The organism is Cupriavidus sp. FW305-26 (assembly GCF_058787975.1).
Genome location: NZ_JBYTAH010000007.1, coordinates 88,668 through 104,244, shown reverse-complemented (window position 1 = coordinate 104,244; position 15,577 = coordinate 88,668). Strand labels below are relative to the sequence as shown.

The window sequence follows — 15,577 nt, the reverse complement described above, 5'->3', positions numbered from 1 at the left end:
CCCAACATGTATGAAAAAGCCGTTCGCGGGTCACCCCCGGAACGGCTCGTACTTGCTACCAGTGCCGGCCGCCTGGCGGCCGGCAAGGCATCAGCCCAGTGCTGCCACCAGCTCCGGCACCACGGTGTTCAGGTCGCCTACCAGGCCGTAGTCGGCCACGGAGAAGATCGGGGCTTCGGCATCCTTGTTGATCGCAACGATCACCTTGGAGTCCTTCATGCCGGCCAGGTGCTGGATCGCGCCGGAGATACCGACGGCGATATACAGCTGCGGCGCGACGATCTTGCCGGTCTGGCCGACCTGGTAGTCGTTCGGCACGAAGCCGGCGTCCACGGCGGCGCGCGAGGCACCCAGCGCGGCGCCCAGCTTGTCGGCCAGCGGCGTCAGCACCTTGGTGTAGTTCTCGCCCGAACCCACGCCACGGCCACCCGAGACGATGATCTTGGCGGCGGTCAGTTCCGGACGGTCGCTCTTGGCCACTTCGCGCGAAACAAACTGCGAAACGCCTGCGTCGGCCACGGCCGGCAGGGTCTCGACGGCAGCCGAGCCACCTTCGGCGGCGGCGGCGTCAAAGGCGGTGCCGCGCACGGTGATGACCTTGATCTTGTCTTCCGACTTGACCGTGGCGATGGCGTTGCCGGCGTAGATCGGGCGCTCGAACGTGTCCGGGGCGTCGACCTTGGAGATTTCCGAGATCTGGGCCACGTCCAGCTTGGCAGCCACGCGCGGCAGGATGTTCTTGCCGTACGGGGTGGCCGGAGCCAGGATATGCGAGTAGTCGTTGGCGATGGCCAGCGCCTGCTCGGCCACGTTCTCGGCCAGGCCGTCACCGAAGTACGGGGCGTCGGCCAGCAGGACCTTGGTCACGCCGGCGATCTTGGCGGCCGCATCGGCCGCGGCCTTGGCGTTGGCACCAGCCACCAGCACGTGCACGTCGCCGCCGCACTGGGCAGCGGCAGTCACGGTGTTCAGCGTGGCGGCCTTGATGGATTGATTGTCGTGTTCAGCAATGACGAGTGCAGTCATGTTATTTCTCCCCCGCGCTCAGATAACCTTGGCTTCGTTCTTCAGCTTCTGCACCAGCGTCGCAACGTCCGGCACCATCACACCCGCGCTGCGCTTGGCAGGCTCGACCACCTTCAGGGTCGACAGGCGCGGCTTGACGTCGACGCCGAGGTCTTCCGGCTTGACGATATCGAGCTGCTTCTTCTTGGCCTTCATGATGTTCGGCAGCGTCACGTAGCGCGGCTCGTTCAGGCGCAGGTCGGTCGTCACCACGGCCGGCAGCTTGAGCGACAGCGTTTCCAGGCCGCCATCGACTTCACGCGTCACCGAGGCCTTGCCGTCGGCAACCACCACCTTGGAGGCGAACGTGGCTTGCGGCAGGCCAGCCAGCGCGGCCACCATCTGGCCGGTCTGGTTGGAGTCGTCGTCGATGGCCTGCTTGCCCAGGATCACCAGTTGCGGCTGTTCCTTGTCGATCAGCGCCTTCAGCAGCTTGGCCACGGCCAGCGGTTGCAGGTCTTCGTTCGATTCCACCAGGATGCCGCGGTCGGCACCGATGGCCATCGCGGTGCGCAGGGTTTCCTGGCACTGCGTGACACCGCACGAGACGGCGATCACTTCGGTGACAACACCGGCTTCCTTCAGGCGCACGGCCTCTTCCACGGCGATTTCGTCGAAGGGGTTCATGCTCATCTTCACGTTGGCCAGATCGACGCCGCTGCCGTCCGCCTTGACGCGGACCTTGACGTTGTAATCCACCACCCGCTTGACTGCGACGAGTACTTTCATGCGCTCACTCCACTGATAGCTGATAGTCAGAAATTTTGTTCGCTCGTCATTATAACCACCGGGTTGGCGGCTCTCCTGTTTTTCGAACGATCGTACTATTTTATCGGCAAAATGATGCCGGGCATAGCCCGGCAGATCCCAGCCGTCCGACGATTGTGCCGCAAACCGGGGCTTGCGGGCATCGTCTGATTGGATGAAACCCTCAAAGTGGCGTCGGCTTACCAGGCGGTAATGACCGAGTCCTTGAAGGTCGATGTGACGTATTGCTTGATTTCCGGCGAGTGATAAGCCTTCACCAGCTTGGCCACCCAGGGCTTGCTCTTGTCAGCCTCGCGGATCGCGATCAGGTTGGCGTACGGACCCTTCGGGCCTTCGATGGCGATGGCATCCTTGACGGGCGACAGGCCGGCCGATTCCGCGTAGTTGCCGTTGATGGCGGCGGCATCCAGGTCATCCAGCGAGCGCGGCAGCTGCGCGGCGTCCAGCTCGACGATGCGGATCTTCTTCGGGTTCTCGACGATGTCCAGCGGCGTGGCCTTCAGGCCGGCGTTAGGCTTGAGCTTGATCACGCCCTTGCTCTGCAGCAGCAACAGGCCGCGCCCGCCGTTGGTGGGATCGTTGGGCACGCCCACGCGCGCACCCTGCTTGAGCTGGTCGAGCGACTTGATCTTCTTCGAGTACACGCCCATCGGGAACGTCACCGTATAGGCGATATGCGTGAACTTGTAGCCGCGGTCCTTGATCTGGGCTTCCAGGTACGGCAGGTGCTGGTAGCTGTTGGCGTCCAGGTCGCCGGCGGCCAGCGCGGCGTTGGGCTGGATGTAGTCGCTGAACTCGACCACCTGGATGTTCAGGCCGTCCTTGGCGGCGACCTTCTTCACCTGTTCCATGATCTGGGCGTGCGGGCCGCCGGTCACGCCGATCTTGATCGGCTTTTCCTGGGCGACGGCGCCCGTTGCCAGCGTTGCGCCGATCGCGGCGCCGAGAATCCATTGCAGCAGGTTGCGACGTTGCATGATATGCGTTCCTGTTTCAGAAAATAATTGACTTGGCGTTGACGGATTAGCGGTGGCTGATACGGCGGACAAGCCAGTCGCCGAAGCTCTGCACGGCCTGCACGAACACGATCAGGATCACCACCACCGCCACCATGACCTCGGTGATATAGCGCTGGTAGCCGTAGCGGATGCCCAGGTCGCCCAGGCCGCCGCCGCCGATCGCGCCGGCCATGGCCGAATAGCCGACCAGGCTGACAAAGGTGATGGTCAGGCCGGCGACGATGCCGGGCATGGCCTCGGGCAGCAGCACCTTCCACACGATCTGGCGGGTGGTGGCGCCCATCGACTGGGCGGCCTCGACCAGGCCCTTGTCGACCTCGCGCAGCGCGCTTTCCACCAGGCGCGCGATAAACGGGATCGCCGCGATGGTCAGCGGCACGATCGCCGCGGTGGTGCCGATCGACGACCCGACGATAAAGCGCGTGAACGGGATCACCACCACCAGCAGGATGATGAACGGGATCGAGCGCACGGCGTTGACCACCACGCCGATGCCGCGGTTGAACAGCGGGTGCGACAGCACGCCGCCACGGTTGGTCAGATGCAGCAGCACGCCCAGCGGCACGCCCAGCAGCGAGCCGACCACGCCCGAGATCGCCACCATCAGCAGGGTCTCGTTGAACGAGGTCAGGAACAGGTCAAACATTTCAGACCACATGCTCGAACTCCTCCACCACGACGCCTTGCGCCTGCAGGTATTCCATCGCCGCCTTCACGTCGGCCAGTTCGCCCGTGGCCATGATCGCCAGCGAGCCGAAAGCCTGGCCCTGGATCTCGTCGATATGGCCGTGCAGGATATTGAAGTCCAGCCCGTAGCGGCGGATCGCCTGGGCCAGCACCGGCTGGTCCACGCCCTCGCCGGTGAAGGCCAGGCGGTAGACATGGTCGCGCCCGTTGCCGAGCCGGCTCTCCACGCGCTTGAGCACGCTGGCCGGCAGTTCCTGCGAGATGACGTCGCCGATCATGGCGCGGGTGACGTCGTGCTGCGGGCGCAGGAATACGTCGATCACGCGCCCGGTCTCCACCACCTGGCCGGCTTCAAGCACGGCCACGCGGTCGCAGACCTGCTTGATGACTTCCATCTGGTGCGTGATCATCACGATGGTCAGGCCCAGGTCGCGGTTGATCTGCTTGAGCAGTTCCAGGATGGAGCGGGTGGTTTCCGGGTCCAGCGCGGAAGTGGCCTCGTCCGAGAGCAGCACCTTGGGCTTGCTGGCCAGGGCGCGCGCAATGCCCACGCGCTGCTTCTGCCCGCCGCTGATCTGCGCCGGATAGCGGCCCTTCAGCGCCGACAGGCCCACCAGGTCCAGCAGCGGCAGCACCGTCGCGGCAATCTCAGCCTTGGGCTTGCCGGCCAGTTCCAGCGGCAGCGCCACGTTCTCATACACCGTGCGCGACGACAGCAGGTTGAAGTGCTGGAAGATCATGCCGATCTCGCGGCGTGCCAGGCGCAGCGCGCCCGTGTCCAGCGCGGTCAGCTCCTGGCCCGCGACGATCACGCGGCCGCTCGAGGGCCGGTTCAACAGGTTGATGGCGCGTACCAGCGTGCTCTTGCCGGCGCCGCTGCGGCCGATAATGCCGAAGACCTCGCCCGCCGCTATCGACAGGCTGACGTCCCGCAATGCATGCACGTCGCCAGACGCGCCCGGGAAGCGCTGCGACAGTCCTTGCAGTTCGATCATGGAAAGGTGACCAAAAGAAAAACGGCAACAGGCGAGGGATCTCCAGCGCTGTTGCCGCTCGTTATTTTTCTGAAGCGCGTATTTTATGCGATTCGCTTCATACCATAAACGACTTTTTACCGATGTCTTTATACGTTCCCGGCATATAAGGGGCAAGAAAGTCGATTATGAGCCACGCCAGGACGGCGAACGCTTGTCAATGAAGGCCTGCACCCCCTCCAGCGCCGACTCGTCCATCATGTTGCAGGCCATGGTCTGGCCGGCCAGCTGGTAGGCGGCCTCGATGCCCATTTCCAGCTGGCGGTAGAACAGACACTTGCCGGCGGCCACCGCGGCGGCCGGCTTGGCGCAGATGCTGGCGGCCAGGCGCGCCACCTCTTCGTCGAGCTGGCCAGCGGGCACCACCCGGTTCACCAGCCCGCGCTCACGGGCGGTTTCGGCGTCGATCATGTCGCCGGTCAGCAGCATCTCCATCGCCTGCTTGCGGTGCAGGTTGCGCGACAACGCCACCCCGGGCGTCGAGCAGAACAGGCCCAGGTTGACGCCGGACACCGCAAAGCGCGCATCGTCGGCGGCCACCGCAAGGTCGCACATGGCCACCAGCTGGCAGCCCGCCGCCGTGGCAATGCCCTGCACGCGCGCAAGCACCGGCTGCGGCATCTTCTGGATCGCCATCATCATGCGCGTGCAGCGGTCGAACAGGCGCCGGTAGTAGTCGTGCGACGGCGAGGCCCGCATCTCGCGCAGGTCGTGCCCGGCGCAGAAGGCTTTGCCGGCGCCGGCCAGCACCACCACGCGCACGGTATGGTCCGACGCCAGCCGGCCGAGGGCTTCGGTCAGCGCGTCGAGCAGCCCTTCTGACAGTGCATTGAACGCCTGCGGCCGATTCATGGTCAGCCGCACCACGCCCGCGGTGTCGCGCGATTCGGTCAGCAGCGGCGCGTCCACGCGCGCATCGGTCTCGGCCATGGCCATGCTCTCCTATCGTTCCAGCAGCACCTTCAGGTGCGCCAGCACGCTGCGGCCCAGCGCGCTCAGGTTGTAGCCCCCCTCCAGGCAGCTGACGATGCGGCCCTGCGCATGGGCGCGCGCAACGTCCACCAGCTGGCCGGTGATCCAGGCGTAGTCCTGCTCCACCAGGCCCATCTGGCCCAGGTCGTCCTCGCGGTGCGCGTCAAAGCCGGCGGAGATAAACAGCATCTGCGGGCGGAACTCATTGAGCCGCGGCAGCCAGATGGTCTCGACCACTTCGCGCACGGCCATGCCGTTGGTATAGGCCGGCAGCGGTATGTTGACCATATTGGGCGCGAGATGCTCGGTGCCGCTGTACGGATAGAACGGGTGCTGGAAAATGCTGCACATCATCACCTGCTCGTCGCCGCGGAATGCCGCTTCGGTGCCATTGCCGTGGTGCACGTCGAAATCGATGATGGCCACGCGCTCCAGCCCGTGCGCCCGCAGCGCGTGGCGCGCGGCGATGGCGACGTTGTTGTAGAAGCAGAAGCCCATCGCGCGGTCGGGCTCGGCGTGGTGGCCGGGCGGGCGCACGCAGCAGAACGCGTTTTCGAACTCGCCGGCGATCACCGCATCGGTGGCCGCCACCGCCGCGCCCGCGGCCAGCGTGGCGGCGGCAAGCGTGTGCGAGTTCATCGAGGTATCCGGATCGATCGCGTGATAGCCACTGGCCGGGCTGGCGCGCTCGAGTGAATCGACATAGTCGGGCCGGTGCACGCGCTCAAGCTGCTCGCGCGTGGCGGGCGGGGCTTCGCGGCGCTCCAGCAGCCCGTCCAGGCCGTGCGAAATCAGGTGATCCTCGATCGCCTGAAGGCGTTCCGGGCACTCCGGATGGAAATGCCCCATCTCGTGCCGCTGGAACTCGGGGTGCGTGTAATAGCCTGTCGGCATCTCTTATCGTCGCGATGTTGTCTCCAATCGCTACGTTAGCACACGCCAGCCCAAGCCACCCAGCGGCGCCGGCGCGCCATCTCGTGACGGCTTGCCGGCAGTTGCCGCAGTGGCATCCGCTATACTCGGTGCGACTTGCAAAGGACATCATGACCGACACCCAGCGCTCACTGCGACGCCCCCTGCTGGGCGCCGCGCTTTCCGCTGCCGCACTCGGACTCTGCGGCCTCTCCCCCAGCCTGCTCGCCGCGGGCAAGCGCCGCGTCAGCATGCGCGAGGAAGAGATCGAACCCGGCCGCTACCGCGACAATCCGCAGACCCGCGCATTTATCGACGAGATGGTGGCCCGCCACCGCCTTGACCGTGGCATGCTGCAGGAGTGGTTTGGCCAGGCGGTCTATTCCGCCACCGTGGTGCGTCTGATCATGCCGCCCGCCACCACCGGCCGCAAAAGCTGGCGCACCTACCGCTCGCGCTTTATCGAGCCGATCCGCATCAACGCGGGCGTGCGCTTCTGGCAGGACAACCGCGACACGCTGCGCCGCGCCGAAGCCGAGTTCGGCGTGCCGGCATCGGTCATCGTCGGCATCATCGGCGTGGAAACCATCTATGGCCGCGACATGGGCACCTTCCGCGTGCTCGATTCGCTGTCCACGCTCGCCTTCGACTACCCGGACACGCCCAACCGCGAAGCCCGCACCACGCTGTTCCGCAACCAGCTGGCCGACTACCTGCTGTGGTGCCGCGACACCCGCACTGACGTGTACTCGGTGCTGGGCTCCTTCGCGGGCGCGATCGGCATCCCGCAGTTCATGCCGACCAGCCTGCGCGAATACGCCATCGACTACGACAACAACGGCCGCATCGACCTGCGCAACAGCCCTACCGACGCCATCGGCAGTGTCGCGCGCTTCCTGCAGCTGCACGGCTGGGAGCCGGGCCGCCCGGTGGTGTGGCGCATTGCCGGCGACGCCGGCAGCCTGGGTATCGCCACCGCCGCGGCCGACGGTGAGCCGTGGCCCACGCGCACGCTCAACCAGCTGACCCGCGCCGGCCTGCGCGTGGACGAGCCGATTGACCCCGCGCGCGAAGGCGAGACTGGCGTGCTGGTGGTGGACTTGCCCACCCCCGACCAGCCGACCGAGTACCTGCTCGGCCTGCGCAACTTCTACGTGCTGACGCGCTACAACCGCAGCTTCTTCTATGCGCTGGCGGTGTACCAGCTGGGCGAGGCGGTCAAGGCGGCGATGGGCTGACGCCAGCTGCCCGCCAAAGCAAGAAAGGCCTCGCATTTGCGAGGCCTTTCTTGTTGGCACCGGTTCAGGTCACGCCGGGAACACGCCGGTCGACAGGTAGCGGTCGCCGCGGTCGCACACCACGAACACGATGGTGGCGTTCTCCACTTCCTCGGCAATGCGCAGCGCCACGCAGAGCGCGCCCGCGGCCGAAATGCCGCAGAAGATGCCCTCTTCGGAAGCCATGCGCCGCGCCATGTGCTCGGCATCGCCCTGGCTCACCGGCTCGGTACGGTCGATGTAGCTGGCATCGTAGATCTTGGGCAGATACGCCTCGGGCCACTTGCGGATGCCCGGGATGCGCGAGCCTTCGGCCGGCTGCGCGCCGATGACCTGGATCTCCGGGTTCTGTTCCTTCAGGTAGCGCGACACGCCGGTAATGGTGCCGGTGGTGCCCATCGCCGAAACGAAGTGGGTGATGCGGCCGTCGGTATCGCGCCAGATCTCCGGCCCGGTGCCCTCGTAGTGCGCCTGCGGGTTGTCCGGGTTGGCGAACTGGTCGAGGATCACGCCCTTGCCATCGCGCTCCATCGAATCCGCGAGGTCGCGGGCGTACTCCATGCCGCCCTTGACCGGGGTCAGGATGATCTCGGCACCGTAGGCCGCCATGCTCTGGCGGCGTTCGAGGCTCAGGTCCTCGGGCATGATCAGCACCATCTTGTAGCCGCGGATGGCGGCCGCCATGGCCAGCGCGATGCCGGTATTGCCGGAAGTCGCCTCGATCAGGGTGTCGCCCGGCTTGATGCGCCCGCGCGCCTCGGCCCGGGCGATCATCGACACCGCGGGGCGGTCCTTGACCGAACCGGCCGGGTTGTTGCCTTCGAGCTTGCCGAGGATCACATTGCCGCGCGCGTCGTTGGCGGCACCGGGGATGCGCTGCAGTCTGACCAGCGGCGTATTGCCGATGGTGTCTTCAATTGTCTTGTAGGCCATGGAGCGAGGGGTCGCGAAAGGGGGTCGCAAACGGGGGATTCCAATTCGCCGGCCATTGTAATCCAGACACCTATCCCTCGCCGGCAGGCGGGATTTACGCTGCCACCCGCCCGCCTGCGCCCATCCTGCCCTGGCTCAGCCCTCTTCGTGGTTGCCTTCGCCCAACAGGTGGTACAGCAGGATGCAGCCGAAGGTGGCAGTCCCGATGCCGCCCAGCGTCATGCCGCCCAGTTTCAGCGTCAGGTCGCCGGCGGCCACCGTCAGCGTGGCGCCAACCGTGATCAGGTTGCGCGAGCTGGAGAAGTCCACCTTGTTCTGCACCCAGATCCGGCCCGCCGTCGCCGCGATCAGGCCGAACACGACGATGGTCAGCCCGCCGATCACCGGACCCGGGATGGTCAGGATCAGCGCACCGAACTTGGGCGAGAAGCCCAGCAGGATGGCCACCGCGGCCGCGACCACGAAGATCAGCGTCGAGTAGATCTTGGTGACCGCCATCACGCCCATGTTCTCGGCATAAGTGGTCACGCCGGTGCCGCCGCCGCTGGCCGACAGCATGGTCGCGATGCCGTCGCCGATGAAGGCACGGCCGATATACGGGTCCAGGTTGCGCCCGGTCATCACGCCGATGGCCTTGATATGACCCAGGTTCTCCGCCACCAGCACAATCGCCACCGGGGCGATCAGCAGCATGGCGCTGAGCTCGAAGGTCGGCGCCGTGAACGCCGGCAGCCCGAACCAGCTGGCCGCTGCCACGCTGGAGAAGTCGATCGGCTTGCCCAGCCCCATCACATTGGTGCCCAGGTAGTAGGCGAGGTAGCCGGCCAGGCCGCCGATCAGCACCGGCAGGCGCCCGATCATGCCGGGCGCACGCACCGCCACCAGCCCCACGGCCACCACCGTCAGCAGGCCCACCCAGGTATCGAGGGCCGCCCCGCTGACCGCCTTGACCGCTACCGGGGCCAGGTTCAGCCCGATCGCCGCGACGATGGCGCCGGTCACCACCGGCGGCATCAGCTTTTCGACCCAGGCGTAGCCCACCGCCTGCACGATCAGGCCGATCACCGTGTACAGCGCGCCGGCGGCGATGATGCCGCCCAGTGCCACCGGGATATTGAGGTTGGGGCCGCTGCCCGCGTAGCCGGTGGCGGCGATCACCACGGCGATGAAAGCGAAGCTGGAGCCAAGATAGCTCGGCACCCGCCCGCGCACGCACAGGAAGAAGATCAGCGTGCCGATGCCGGAAAACAGGATGGCGATATTCGGGTTGAAACCCATCAGGATCGGTGCAATGGCGGTCGAGCCGAACATCGCCACCACGTGCTGGATGCCGGCCAGCAGCGTCTGCCCGGCGGGCAGCCGCTCATCCGGCCCGATCACACCTTCGGTCTTGAGCCGCCACTGCGGCAGGAATCCCGCGTCCTCGCCATTCGCCATATTGTTCTGCTCCCTGTGGTCCGGGCTGGCCGCCTGGTCGGCGGCCGCCGCGTTTGTGCCTGGTTGTTTGGTAGATGCGTGCCTGTCGGCAGTCACGCGCGGCAGATCCTGCCGGCGCGGCGTCCGCATGATACTCCGCCGCCACGGGGCGTGCGAAGCGGCAAGGGTCTAGCACAACCCATACCAGCAAGGAGAGCGCCCGGCCACGTGGCAGCCGGGCGCCAGCCCCTGCGCCTGCTAGCGCGCCGGCTTGGTGGCCGCCGCGGGCGCTGCCTTGGCGGCCTTGGCCGGGGCCGCTGCTGCGGCTCCCTTCGGGCCAATGGCGAGGCCAGCGTCCTGCAGCTTCGCCACGGACTTCGGCCCGATGCCGCTGACGCGCTCGGCCAGGTCCGCGGCGTCCTTGTAGGGCCCACGCTTGTTGCGTTCGTCGATGATGTTGCGGGCGGTGGCGGCTCCCACGCCCTTGACCGAGGTCAGCGCCGCCTCGTCCGCCGTGTTGACATCGATGGCGGCATGCGCGGCACCGCCTGCGAACAGGCAGATGGTTGCAGCAAGGAATACCAGGGAAAAACGCCGGGCAAGTTGCCGGACCCAATGCTTGAACATGAAGGCTCTCCTTTCCTGTGGATGGTCTGAGGTACCACCCCCGCCGGGGCGGCGAGGTCAGGTCAGGATAGGGGCGGGCCGCAGCGGCGGCCCATGCGGCAACAAAAGTTGACACCGGCCGCACGAAAGCGTGTCGGCCGGCTGCGCGCCGATTGTCAGCCGGCGCGTTCGATCAGCCAGCGGCAGTAGCGCGCCACGCCTTCCTCGACGCTCAGGAACGGCTCGCTGTAGCCGGCGCTGCGCAGCTTCGACACATCCGACTGCGTAAAGCACTGGTACTTGCCGCGCAGCGCATCGGGGAACTTGACGTACTCGAGCAGGCCTTCCTGCACCAGTTCATCGAGCGACAGGCGCGGCTTGCCTTCGGCCTCGCGCAGGGTATTGACCACGGTGGCGGCGATGTCGTTGAACGGCTGCGCGCGGCCGGTGCCGAGATTGAAGATGCCGGACTTGTCCGGATGGTCGAAGAAGTGCAGGTTGACCTTGACCACGTCCTCGACCGAGATAAAGTCGCGGCTCTGCATGCCGGGGGCATAGCCACCGTACTCGCCGAACAGCTTCACCGTGCCGTCGGCGCGGAACTGGTTGAAGTTGTGGAAGGCGACCGAGGCCATGCGGCCCTTGTGCGTTTCACGCGGGCCGTACACGTTGAAGTAGCGGAAGCCCACGATCTGCGACAGCGCCGACGGCAGCCGGCGCCGCACGATCTGGTCGAACAGGAACTTGGAGTAGCCGTACACGTTCAGCGGGCGCTCAAACTCGCGGTCTTCGCGGAACACCTGCGAAGCACCGTAGGTAGCCGCCGACGACGCATACAGGAACTGCGTGCCCTGTTCCAGGCAGCTCTCCATCAGCGACAGCGTGTAACGGTAGTTGTTCTCCATCATGTAACGGCCGTCGGTCTCCATGGTGTCGGAGCACGCGCCCTCATGGAATACCGCCCGCACCTTGCCGAACTCGCCGCGGGCAAAGCGCGCGAGGAAGTCCTGCTTGTCCAGGTAGTCGGAGATCTCGCAGTCGACCAGGTTGTGGAACTTGTCGGCACGGGTCAGGTTGTCGACAGCGATGACGTTGGTCTCGCCGCGGTCGTTCAGGCCTTTGACGAGGTTGCTGCCGATAAAGCCAGCGGCGCCGGTGACGATGATGGTCATGGTCGGATCAGGATGGGGGCGCCACGCCTCACGGGGCGGCGCCGAACAATTCAGAATAAGAGACGACGGCGGTACCAAGCTTGCCCACCACGATGGCGCCGGCACGATTGGCATGCTGCACGGCTTCCTTGAGCGGCACGCCGGCACCCAGCATGGTGGCGAGCGTGGCGATCACGGTATCGCCCGCACCCGATACATCATAGACCTCGCGCGCCTGGGCGGAGACGTGCAGCACCTCGGCCTCGGTGTAGAGCGTCATGCCCTCTTCCGAGCGCGTCAGCAACAGCGCCTCCAGCTGCAGCCCGCGGCGCAGGTTCTGCGCGCGGATGGTCAGGTCGGCCTCGGTCTTCCAGGCGCCGACCACGGCACGCATCTCGGCCCGGTTGGGGGTGATCAGGGTGGCGCCGCGGTAGCGCGAGTAGTCGTCGCCCTTGGGATCGATCAGCACCTTGCGCCCGGCCGCGCGGCTGGCGTCGATCATGCGCGTGACGTGGGTCAGACCGCCTTTGCCGTAATCGGACAGCACCAGCACCTGGTAGTCGTTGATCAGGGCCAGGAAGCGGTCCTGTACCGCGGCCAGCACTTCATGCGCCGGCGCGCTCTCGAAATCCACGCGCAGCAACTGCTGCTGGTGCGCCACCACGCGCAGCTTGATGGTGGTGTTGAGCTTGGGATCGCGGTGCAGGTAGGGCTGCACATGGCTCTCGCCCAGCAGCGCTTCAAGCGTGCGGGCCGGCTCGTCGTCGCCGACCACGCCCAGCATGCCCACGCGTGCGCCCAGTGCCGCGGCATTGCGGGCCACGTTGGCGGCGCCGCCCAGGCGCTCGTCGCTGCGCTTGACCTGGACCACCGGCACCGGTGCTTCCGGCGAGATGCGCTCCACATCGCCGAACCAGTAGCGGTCCAGCATCATGTCGCCGACCACCAGGATATGGGACTGCCGGATCTGCTCCTGCGGAATGACGGTCTTGTTCATGAAGATCCTTGGCAATATCGCGCCGGCCGCGGCCGCCGCGTTAGCTTATCGGTTGATGAGTCCGTTGACCCGCCGGCGCCTCATTCGTTCACGGCCTGCCGGGTCGGGCGGCCGATGGCGTGGTACTCCACGCCGGTCTCGACCATGGCCTCAGGCTCATACAGGTTGCGCCCGTCGAAGACCACCGGGGCCTTCAGGCGCCGCTTGATCTGACCGAAGTCTGGGCTGCGGAACACCTTCCATTCAGTCACGATCACCAGCGCGTCGGCGCCGTCCAGCGCATCCATCTGGTTCTCGTGGAAACTCACGCGCGCGGCGCCGCCCGGCAGGTCGGCCAGGTCGGCATCCAGCACGCGCCGGGCTTCGGCCATCGACACCGGGTCGTGCATGCGCAGCGACGCGCCGCGCGACACCAGTTCGCGTGCCAGCACCCGCGACGGTGCCTCGCGCATGTCGTCGGTGTTGGGCTTGAAGGCCAGGCCCCACACCGCAAAGGTGCGGCCAGTCAGGTCATCGCCGAAGCGGCGCACGACCTTGTCGCCCAGCACACGCTTCTGTGCGCCGTTGACCGATTCCACCGCTTCCAGCACGCGCATCGGCTTGCCATGGTCGGCGGCGGTGCGCATCAGCGCCTGCACGTCCTTGGGGAAGCATGAACCGCCATAGCCGGCGCCGGCATACAGGAAGCTGTAGCCGATGCGCGGGTCCGATCCGATGCCCATGCGCACCAGTTCGATATCGGCGCCGACCTCGTCGGCCAGGTTGGCCAGCTCGTTCATGAACGAGATGCGCGTGGCCAGCATCGAATTGGCGGCGTATTTGGTGAACTCGGCCGAGCGCACGTCCATGTAGAAGGTGCGCTCGTGGTGCCGGTTGAACGGCGCGTAAAGCTGGCGCATGGTGGCCTGCGCGTGGCGGCCGGCGACGTCGGCGTTGCAGCCCAGCACGATGCGGTCCGGGCGCATGAAGTCCTCGACCGCGGCGCCCTCCTTCAGGAACTCGGGGTTCGACACCACCGAGAACTGCAGGTCTTCCAGGCTGCGCGCGGCCAGCTCCGCGCGGATCGTGGCGGCCACGCGGTCGCCGGTGCCAACCGGCACGGTGGACTTGTCGACCACGACCTTGAAGCCGGTCATATGGCGGCCGATATTGCGCGCCGCCGCCAACACGTACTTCAGGTCGGCAGAGCCGTCTTCGTCCGGGGGCGTGCCCACGGCGATGAACTGCACGTCGGCGTGCTCGACGCTGGCCGCCACGTCGGTGGAAAAGGTCAGCCGCCCGGCGGCCCGGTTGCGCTGGATCAGCTCCTGCAGGCCCGGCTCGTAGATCGGCACCCCGCCTGCGTTAAGCAGCGCGATCTTCTGCTCGTCCAGGTCCAGGCAGAACACGTCGTTGCCAAGTTCCGCCAGGCAGGCGCCGGTGACAAGGCCGACATAGCCGCTGCCGATGATCGTGACTTTCATAGCGTCAATTCAATTCTGTTGCACAGGCCGCCCGGGATCAGCCGAGCGTCTCGGAACGCCGCGGGGCGTAGGTTTCCCAGCGGTTGCATCCCGGGCATTGCCAATAGAAAAGCCGGGCGCGGAAGCCGCACTCGCGGCAGGTGTAGCGCGCGAGGTTGCGCGTGCGCAGCTGCAGCAGGTCACGGATGGCGGTGGTTTCCTGCGCTTGCTCGCCGTTGCCGTCGGCGCCCTCGGCCCCCTCTGCCGGGGCATCGGCACCCGCCGGCTGCGCGGACGGGGCGCCGGCCGTGACCACCGCCGCCTGCGCCTCGAAATACTTGGTCAGCGCCAGCAGCGTGGGCTGGCGGCGCAGCTGTTCGCGCATCAGGCGCGCGGCGGCTTCCGGGCCATTCACTTCCAGCTCTGCCTTGTAGGCGGTATCGAGCACCTCCGGCGCCAGCTTGCCCTTGAGCAGGCCGCGCAGCCATTCCAGTGCGGCGCCCTCCTCCTGCAGGCTGGCGTAGGCCTTGACCACGCGGTCCGCCACCAGCGGCAGGAAGGATGCATCCTGCCGTTCGATGCCAAGCCAGTGGCCAAGCGCCGCGCGGGCATCGCCCGCCGCCGCGGCCACGTCGCCCAACAGGATCGGGGCACGCACGTTGGCAGGATTCTCGGCAACGGCCTGGTTCAGCCACTTCACCGCATCTTCGGGGCGCTTGCGCTGCAGCGCGTCCTGCGCCAGCTCGCAGCAGAACTGAGCAATCTGCAGGCTGTAGCTGGTCTGCTCCAGCGTCTGCAGCTCGCGCGCAGCCTCGATCGCCTTCTGCCACTCCTTTTCCACTTCATAGAGCTCAAGCAGCACGCGCTTGGCCGACGCCGCGTAGGGGCCCGACATCAGCCGGCGCAGCGATTCCTCGGCGCGGTCCAGCAGGCCGGCGCGCAGGAAGTCCTCGCCCAGTTCAAACAAGGCATGCTCACGCTCGGGCTCGGGCAGGTCGGGGCGGGTCGCCAGGTTCTGGTGCACGCGGATGGCACGCTCGGTTTCGCCGCGGCGGCGGAACAGCGCGCCCAGCGCGAAGTGCAGCTCGGTGGTTTCCGGGTCCAGCCGCGCGACCTCGATAAAGGCGTCGATGGCCTTGTCGGGTTGCTCGTTGAGCAGGAAGTTGAGGCCCTTGAAATACGAGCGCGGCAAGGCGCCCTGCTCGCTGATCAGCTGGCGCACATCGAAGCGCGCCGCCATCCAGCCAAGGCCAAAGACAAGTGGCAGCGCCAGCAGCCACCAGGTTTCAAACATCATG

The 15,577-nt window shown here is 66.6% G+C and carries 15 protein-coding genes; 1 reads left to right on the top strand and 14 read right to left on the bottom strand.

From position 1 onward, the window contains the following. Positions 1-90: 90 nt before the first annotated feature. The 7 genes from AC3WQZ_RS06815 to AC3WQZ_RS06785 all read right to left on the bottom strand — a co-directional run bounded on the left by AC3WQZ_RS06815 (position 91) and on the right by AC3WQZ_RS06785 (position 6,439). On the bottom strand, positions 91-1,026 hold the full coding sequence (locus AC3WQZ_RS06815) for an electron transfer flavoprotein subunit alpha/FixB family protein (protein ID WP_010812937.1): 936 nt from the start codon (positions 1,024-1,026) through the stop codon (positions 91-93). 18 nt (positions 1,027-1,044) lie between these two features. After that, complete coding sequence (locus AC3WQZ_RS06810) at positions 1,045-1,794, bottom strand: electron transfer flavoprotein subunit beta/FixA family protein (RefSeq protein WP_010812938.1); 750 nt, start codon at positions 1,792-1,794, stop codon at positions 1,045-1,047. Positions 1,795-2,012: 218 nt separating this feature from the next. Continuing rightward, the gene (locus AC3WQZ_RS06805; protein WP_010812939.1) at positions 2,013-2,810 is read right to left on the bottom strand and encodes a MetQ/NlpA family ABC transporter substrate-binding protein; all 798 of its coding nucleotides are present in this window, start codon (positions 2,808-2,810) and stop codon (positions 2,013-2,015) included. A 46-nt stretch (positions 2,811-2,856) separates the two neighbouring features. Beyond that, positions 2,857-3,510, bottom strand: coding sequence for a methionine ABC transporter permease (locus tag AC3WQZ_RS06800; protein ID WP_011614705.1), 654 nt, complete (start codon positions 3,508-3,510; stop codon positions 2,857-2,859). Further along, entirely contained in the window at positions 3,500-4,534 is a 1,035-nt protein-coding gene (locus AC3WQZ_RS06795) for a methionine ABC transporter ATP-binding protein (RefSeq protein WP_010812941.1), read from the bottom strand. The genes AC3WQZ_RS06800 and AC3WQZ_RS06795 overlap by 11 nt, the downstream gene beginning before the upstream one ends. Positions 4,535-4,699: 165 nt before the next feature. Continuing rightward, positions 4,700-5,503 carry an enoyl-CoA hydratase gene (locus AC3WQZ_RS06790; RefSeq protein WP_174549455.1) on the bottom strand — a complete coding sequence of 268 codons (804 nt, stop codon included), beginning with the start codon at positions 5,501-5,503 and terminating at the stop codon, positions 4,700-4,702. Between the two features lie 12 nt (positions 5,504-5,515). Beyond that, on the bottom strand, positions 5,516-6,439 hold the full coding sequence (locus AC3WQZ_RS06785) for a histone deacetylase family protein (RefSeq protein ID WP_010812943.1): 924 nt from the start codon (positions 6,437-6,439) through the stop codon (positions 5,516-5,518). A 149-nt stretch (positions 6,440-6,588) separates the two neighbouring features. Here AC3WQZ_RS06785 and mltB point away from each other — a divergent pair, with 149 nt between their 5' ends. Further along, complete coding sequence (mltB, locus tag AC3WQZ_RS06780; protein WP_010812944.1) at positions 6,589-7,695, top strand: lytic murein transglycosylase B; 1,107 nt, start codon at positions 6,589-6,591, stop codon at positions 7,693-7,695. 69 nt (positions 7,696-7,764) lie between these two features. On the opposite strand, the gene cysM is transcribed toward mltB, so the two are convergent. The 7 genes from cysM to lapB form a co-directional block, all read right to left on the bottom strand. Beyond that, complete coding sequence (cysM, locus tag AC3WQZ_RS06775; RefSeq protein WP_010812945.1) at positions 7,765-8,667, bottom strand: cysteine synthase CysM; 903 nt, start codon at positions 8,665-8,667, stop codon at positions 7,765-7,767. 135 nt (positions 8,668-8,802) lie between these two features. Further along, entirely contained in the window at positions 8,803-10,104 is a 1,302-nt protein-coding gene (locus AC3WQZ_RS06770; protein WP_011614702.1) for a solute carrier family 23 protein, read from the bottom strand. Positions 10,105-10,341: 237 nt separating this feature from the next. Next, positions 10,342-10,710 carry a ComEA family DNA-binding protein gene (locus AC3WQZ_RS06765; protein WP_010812947.1) on the bottom strand — a complete coding sequence of 123 codons (369 nt, stop codon included), beginning with the start codon at positions 10,708-10,710 and terminating at the stop codon, positions 10,342-10,344. A 155-nt stretch (positions 10,711-10,865) separates the two neighbouring features. Further along, positions 10,866-11,861 (bottom strand): ADP-glyceromanno-heptose 6-epimerase, encoded by a 996-nt coding sequence (gene rfaD / locus AC3WQZ_RS06760; RefSeq protein ID WP_010812948.1) that lies wholly within the window; start codon positions 11,859-11,861, stop codon positions 10,866-10,868. A 28-nt stretch (positions 11,862-11,889) separates the two neighbouring features. Further along, entirely contained in the window at positions 11,890-12,837 is a 948-nt protein-coding gene (rfaE1, locus tag AC3WQZ_RS06755; RefSeq protein ID WP_010812949.1) for a D-glycero-beta-D-manno-heptose-7-phosphate kinase, read from the bottom strand. An 80-nt stretch (positions 12,838-12,917) separates the two neighbouring features. Next, positions 12,918-14,300 carry a UDP-glucose dehydrogenase family protein gene (locus AC3WQZ_RS06750; protein WP_010812950.1) on the bottom strand — a complete coding sequence of 461 codons (1,383 nt, stop codon included), beginning with the start codon at positions 14,298-14,300 and terminating at the stop codon, positions 12,918-12,920. A gap of 37 nt (positions 14,301-14,337) precedes the next feature. Beyond that, a complete protein-coding gene (lapB, locus tag AC3WQZ_RS06745) occupies positions 14,338-15,576 on the bottom strand; it encodes a lipopolysaccharide assembly protein LapB (protein ID WP_010812951.1) in 1,239 nt (412 codons plus the stop codon). Between the last annotated feature and the right edge of the window lies 1 nt (position 15,577).

Excerpts from the sequence above, each read along its gene's own strand:
- AC3WQZ_RS06765 (WP_010812947.1), bottom strand. The coding sequence starts at position 10,710 with ATGTTCAAGCATTGGGTCCGGCAACTTGCCCGGCGTTTTTCCCTGGTA.
- rfaD (WP_010812948.1), bottom strand. The coding sequence starts at position 11,861 with ATGACCATCATCGTCACCGGCGCCGCTGGCTTTATCGGCAGCAACCTC.
- cysM (WP_010812945.1), bottom strand. The coding sequence starts at position 8,667 with ATGGCCTACAAGACAATTGAAGACACCATCGGCAATACGCCGCTGGTC.
- AC3WQZ_RS06810 (WP_010812938.1), bottom strand. The coding sequence starts at position 1,794 with ATGAAAGTACTCGTCGCAGTCAAGCGGGTGGTGGATTACAACGTCAAG.
- AC3WQZ_RS06815 (WP_010812937.1), bottom strand. The coding sequence starts at position 1,026 with ATGACTGCACTCGTCATTGCTGAACACGACAATCAATCCATCAAGGCC.
- AC3WQZ_RS06770 (WP_011614702.1), bottom strand. The coding sequence starts at position 10,104 with ATGGCGAATGGCGAGGACGCGGGATTCCTGCCGCAGTGGCGGCTCAAG.
- AC3WQZ_RS06785 (WP_010812943.1), bottom strand. The coding sequence starts at position 6,439 with ATGCCGACAGGCTATTACACGCACCCCGAGTTCCAGCGGCACGAGATG.
- AC3WQZ_RS06795 (WP_010812941.1), bottom strand. The coding sequence starts at position 4,534 with ATGATCGAACTGCAAGGACTGTCGCAGCGCTTCCCGGGCGCGTCTGGC.
- AC3WQZ_RS06790 (WP_174549455.1), bottom strand. The coding sequence starts at position 5,503 with ATGGCCGAGACCGATGCGCGCGTGGACGCGCCGCTGCTGACCGAATCG.
- lapB (WP_010812951.1), bottom strand. The coding sequence starts at position 15,576 with ATGATGTTTGAAACCTGGTGGCTGCTGGCGCTGCCACTTGTCTTTGGC.
- AC3WQZ_RS06805 (WP_010812939.1), bottom strand. The coding sequence starts at position 2,810 with ATGCAACGTCGCAACCTGCTGCAATGGATTCTCGGCGCCGCGATCGGC.
- AC3WQZ_RS06750 (WP_010812950.1), bottom strand. The coding sequence starts at position 14,300 with ATGAAAGTCACGATCATCGGCAGCGGCTATGTCGGCCTTGTCACCGGC.
- AC3WQZ_RS06800 (WP_011614705.1), bottom strand. The coding sequence starts at position 3,510 with ATGTGGTCTGAAATGTTTGACCTGTTCCTGACCTCGTTCAACGAGACC.
- rfaE1 (WP_010812949.1), bottom strand. The coding sequence starts at position 12,837 with ATGAACAAGACCGTCATTCCGCAGGAGCAGATCCGGCAGTCCCATATC.
- mltB (WP_010812944.1), top strand. The coding sequence starts at position 6,589 with ATGACCGACACCCAGCGCTCACTGCGACGCCCCCTGCTGGGCGCCGCG.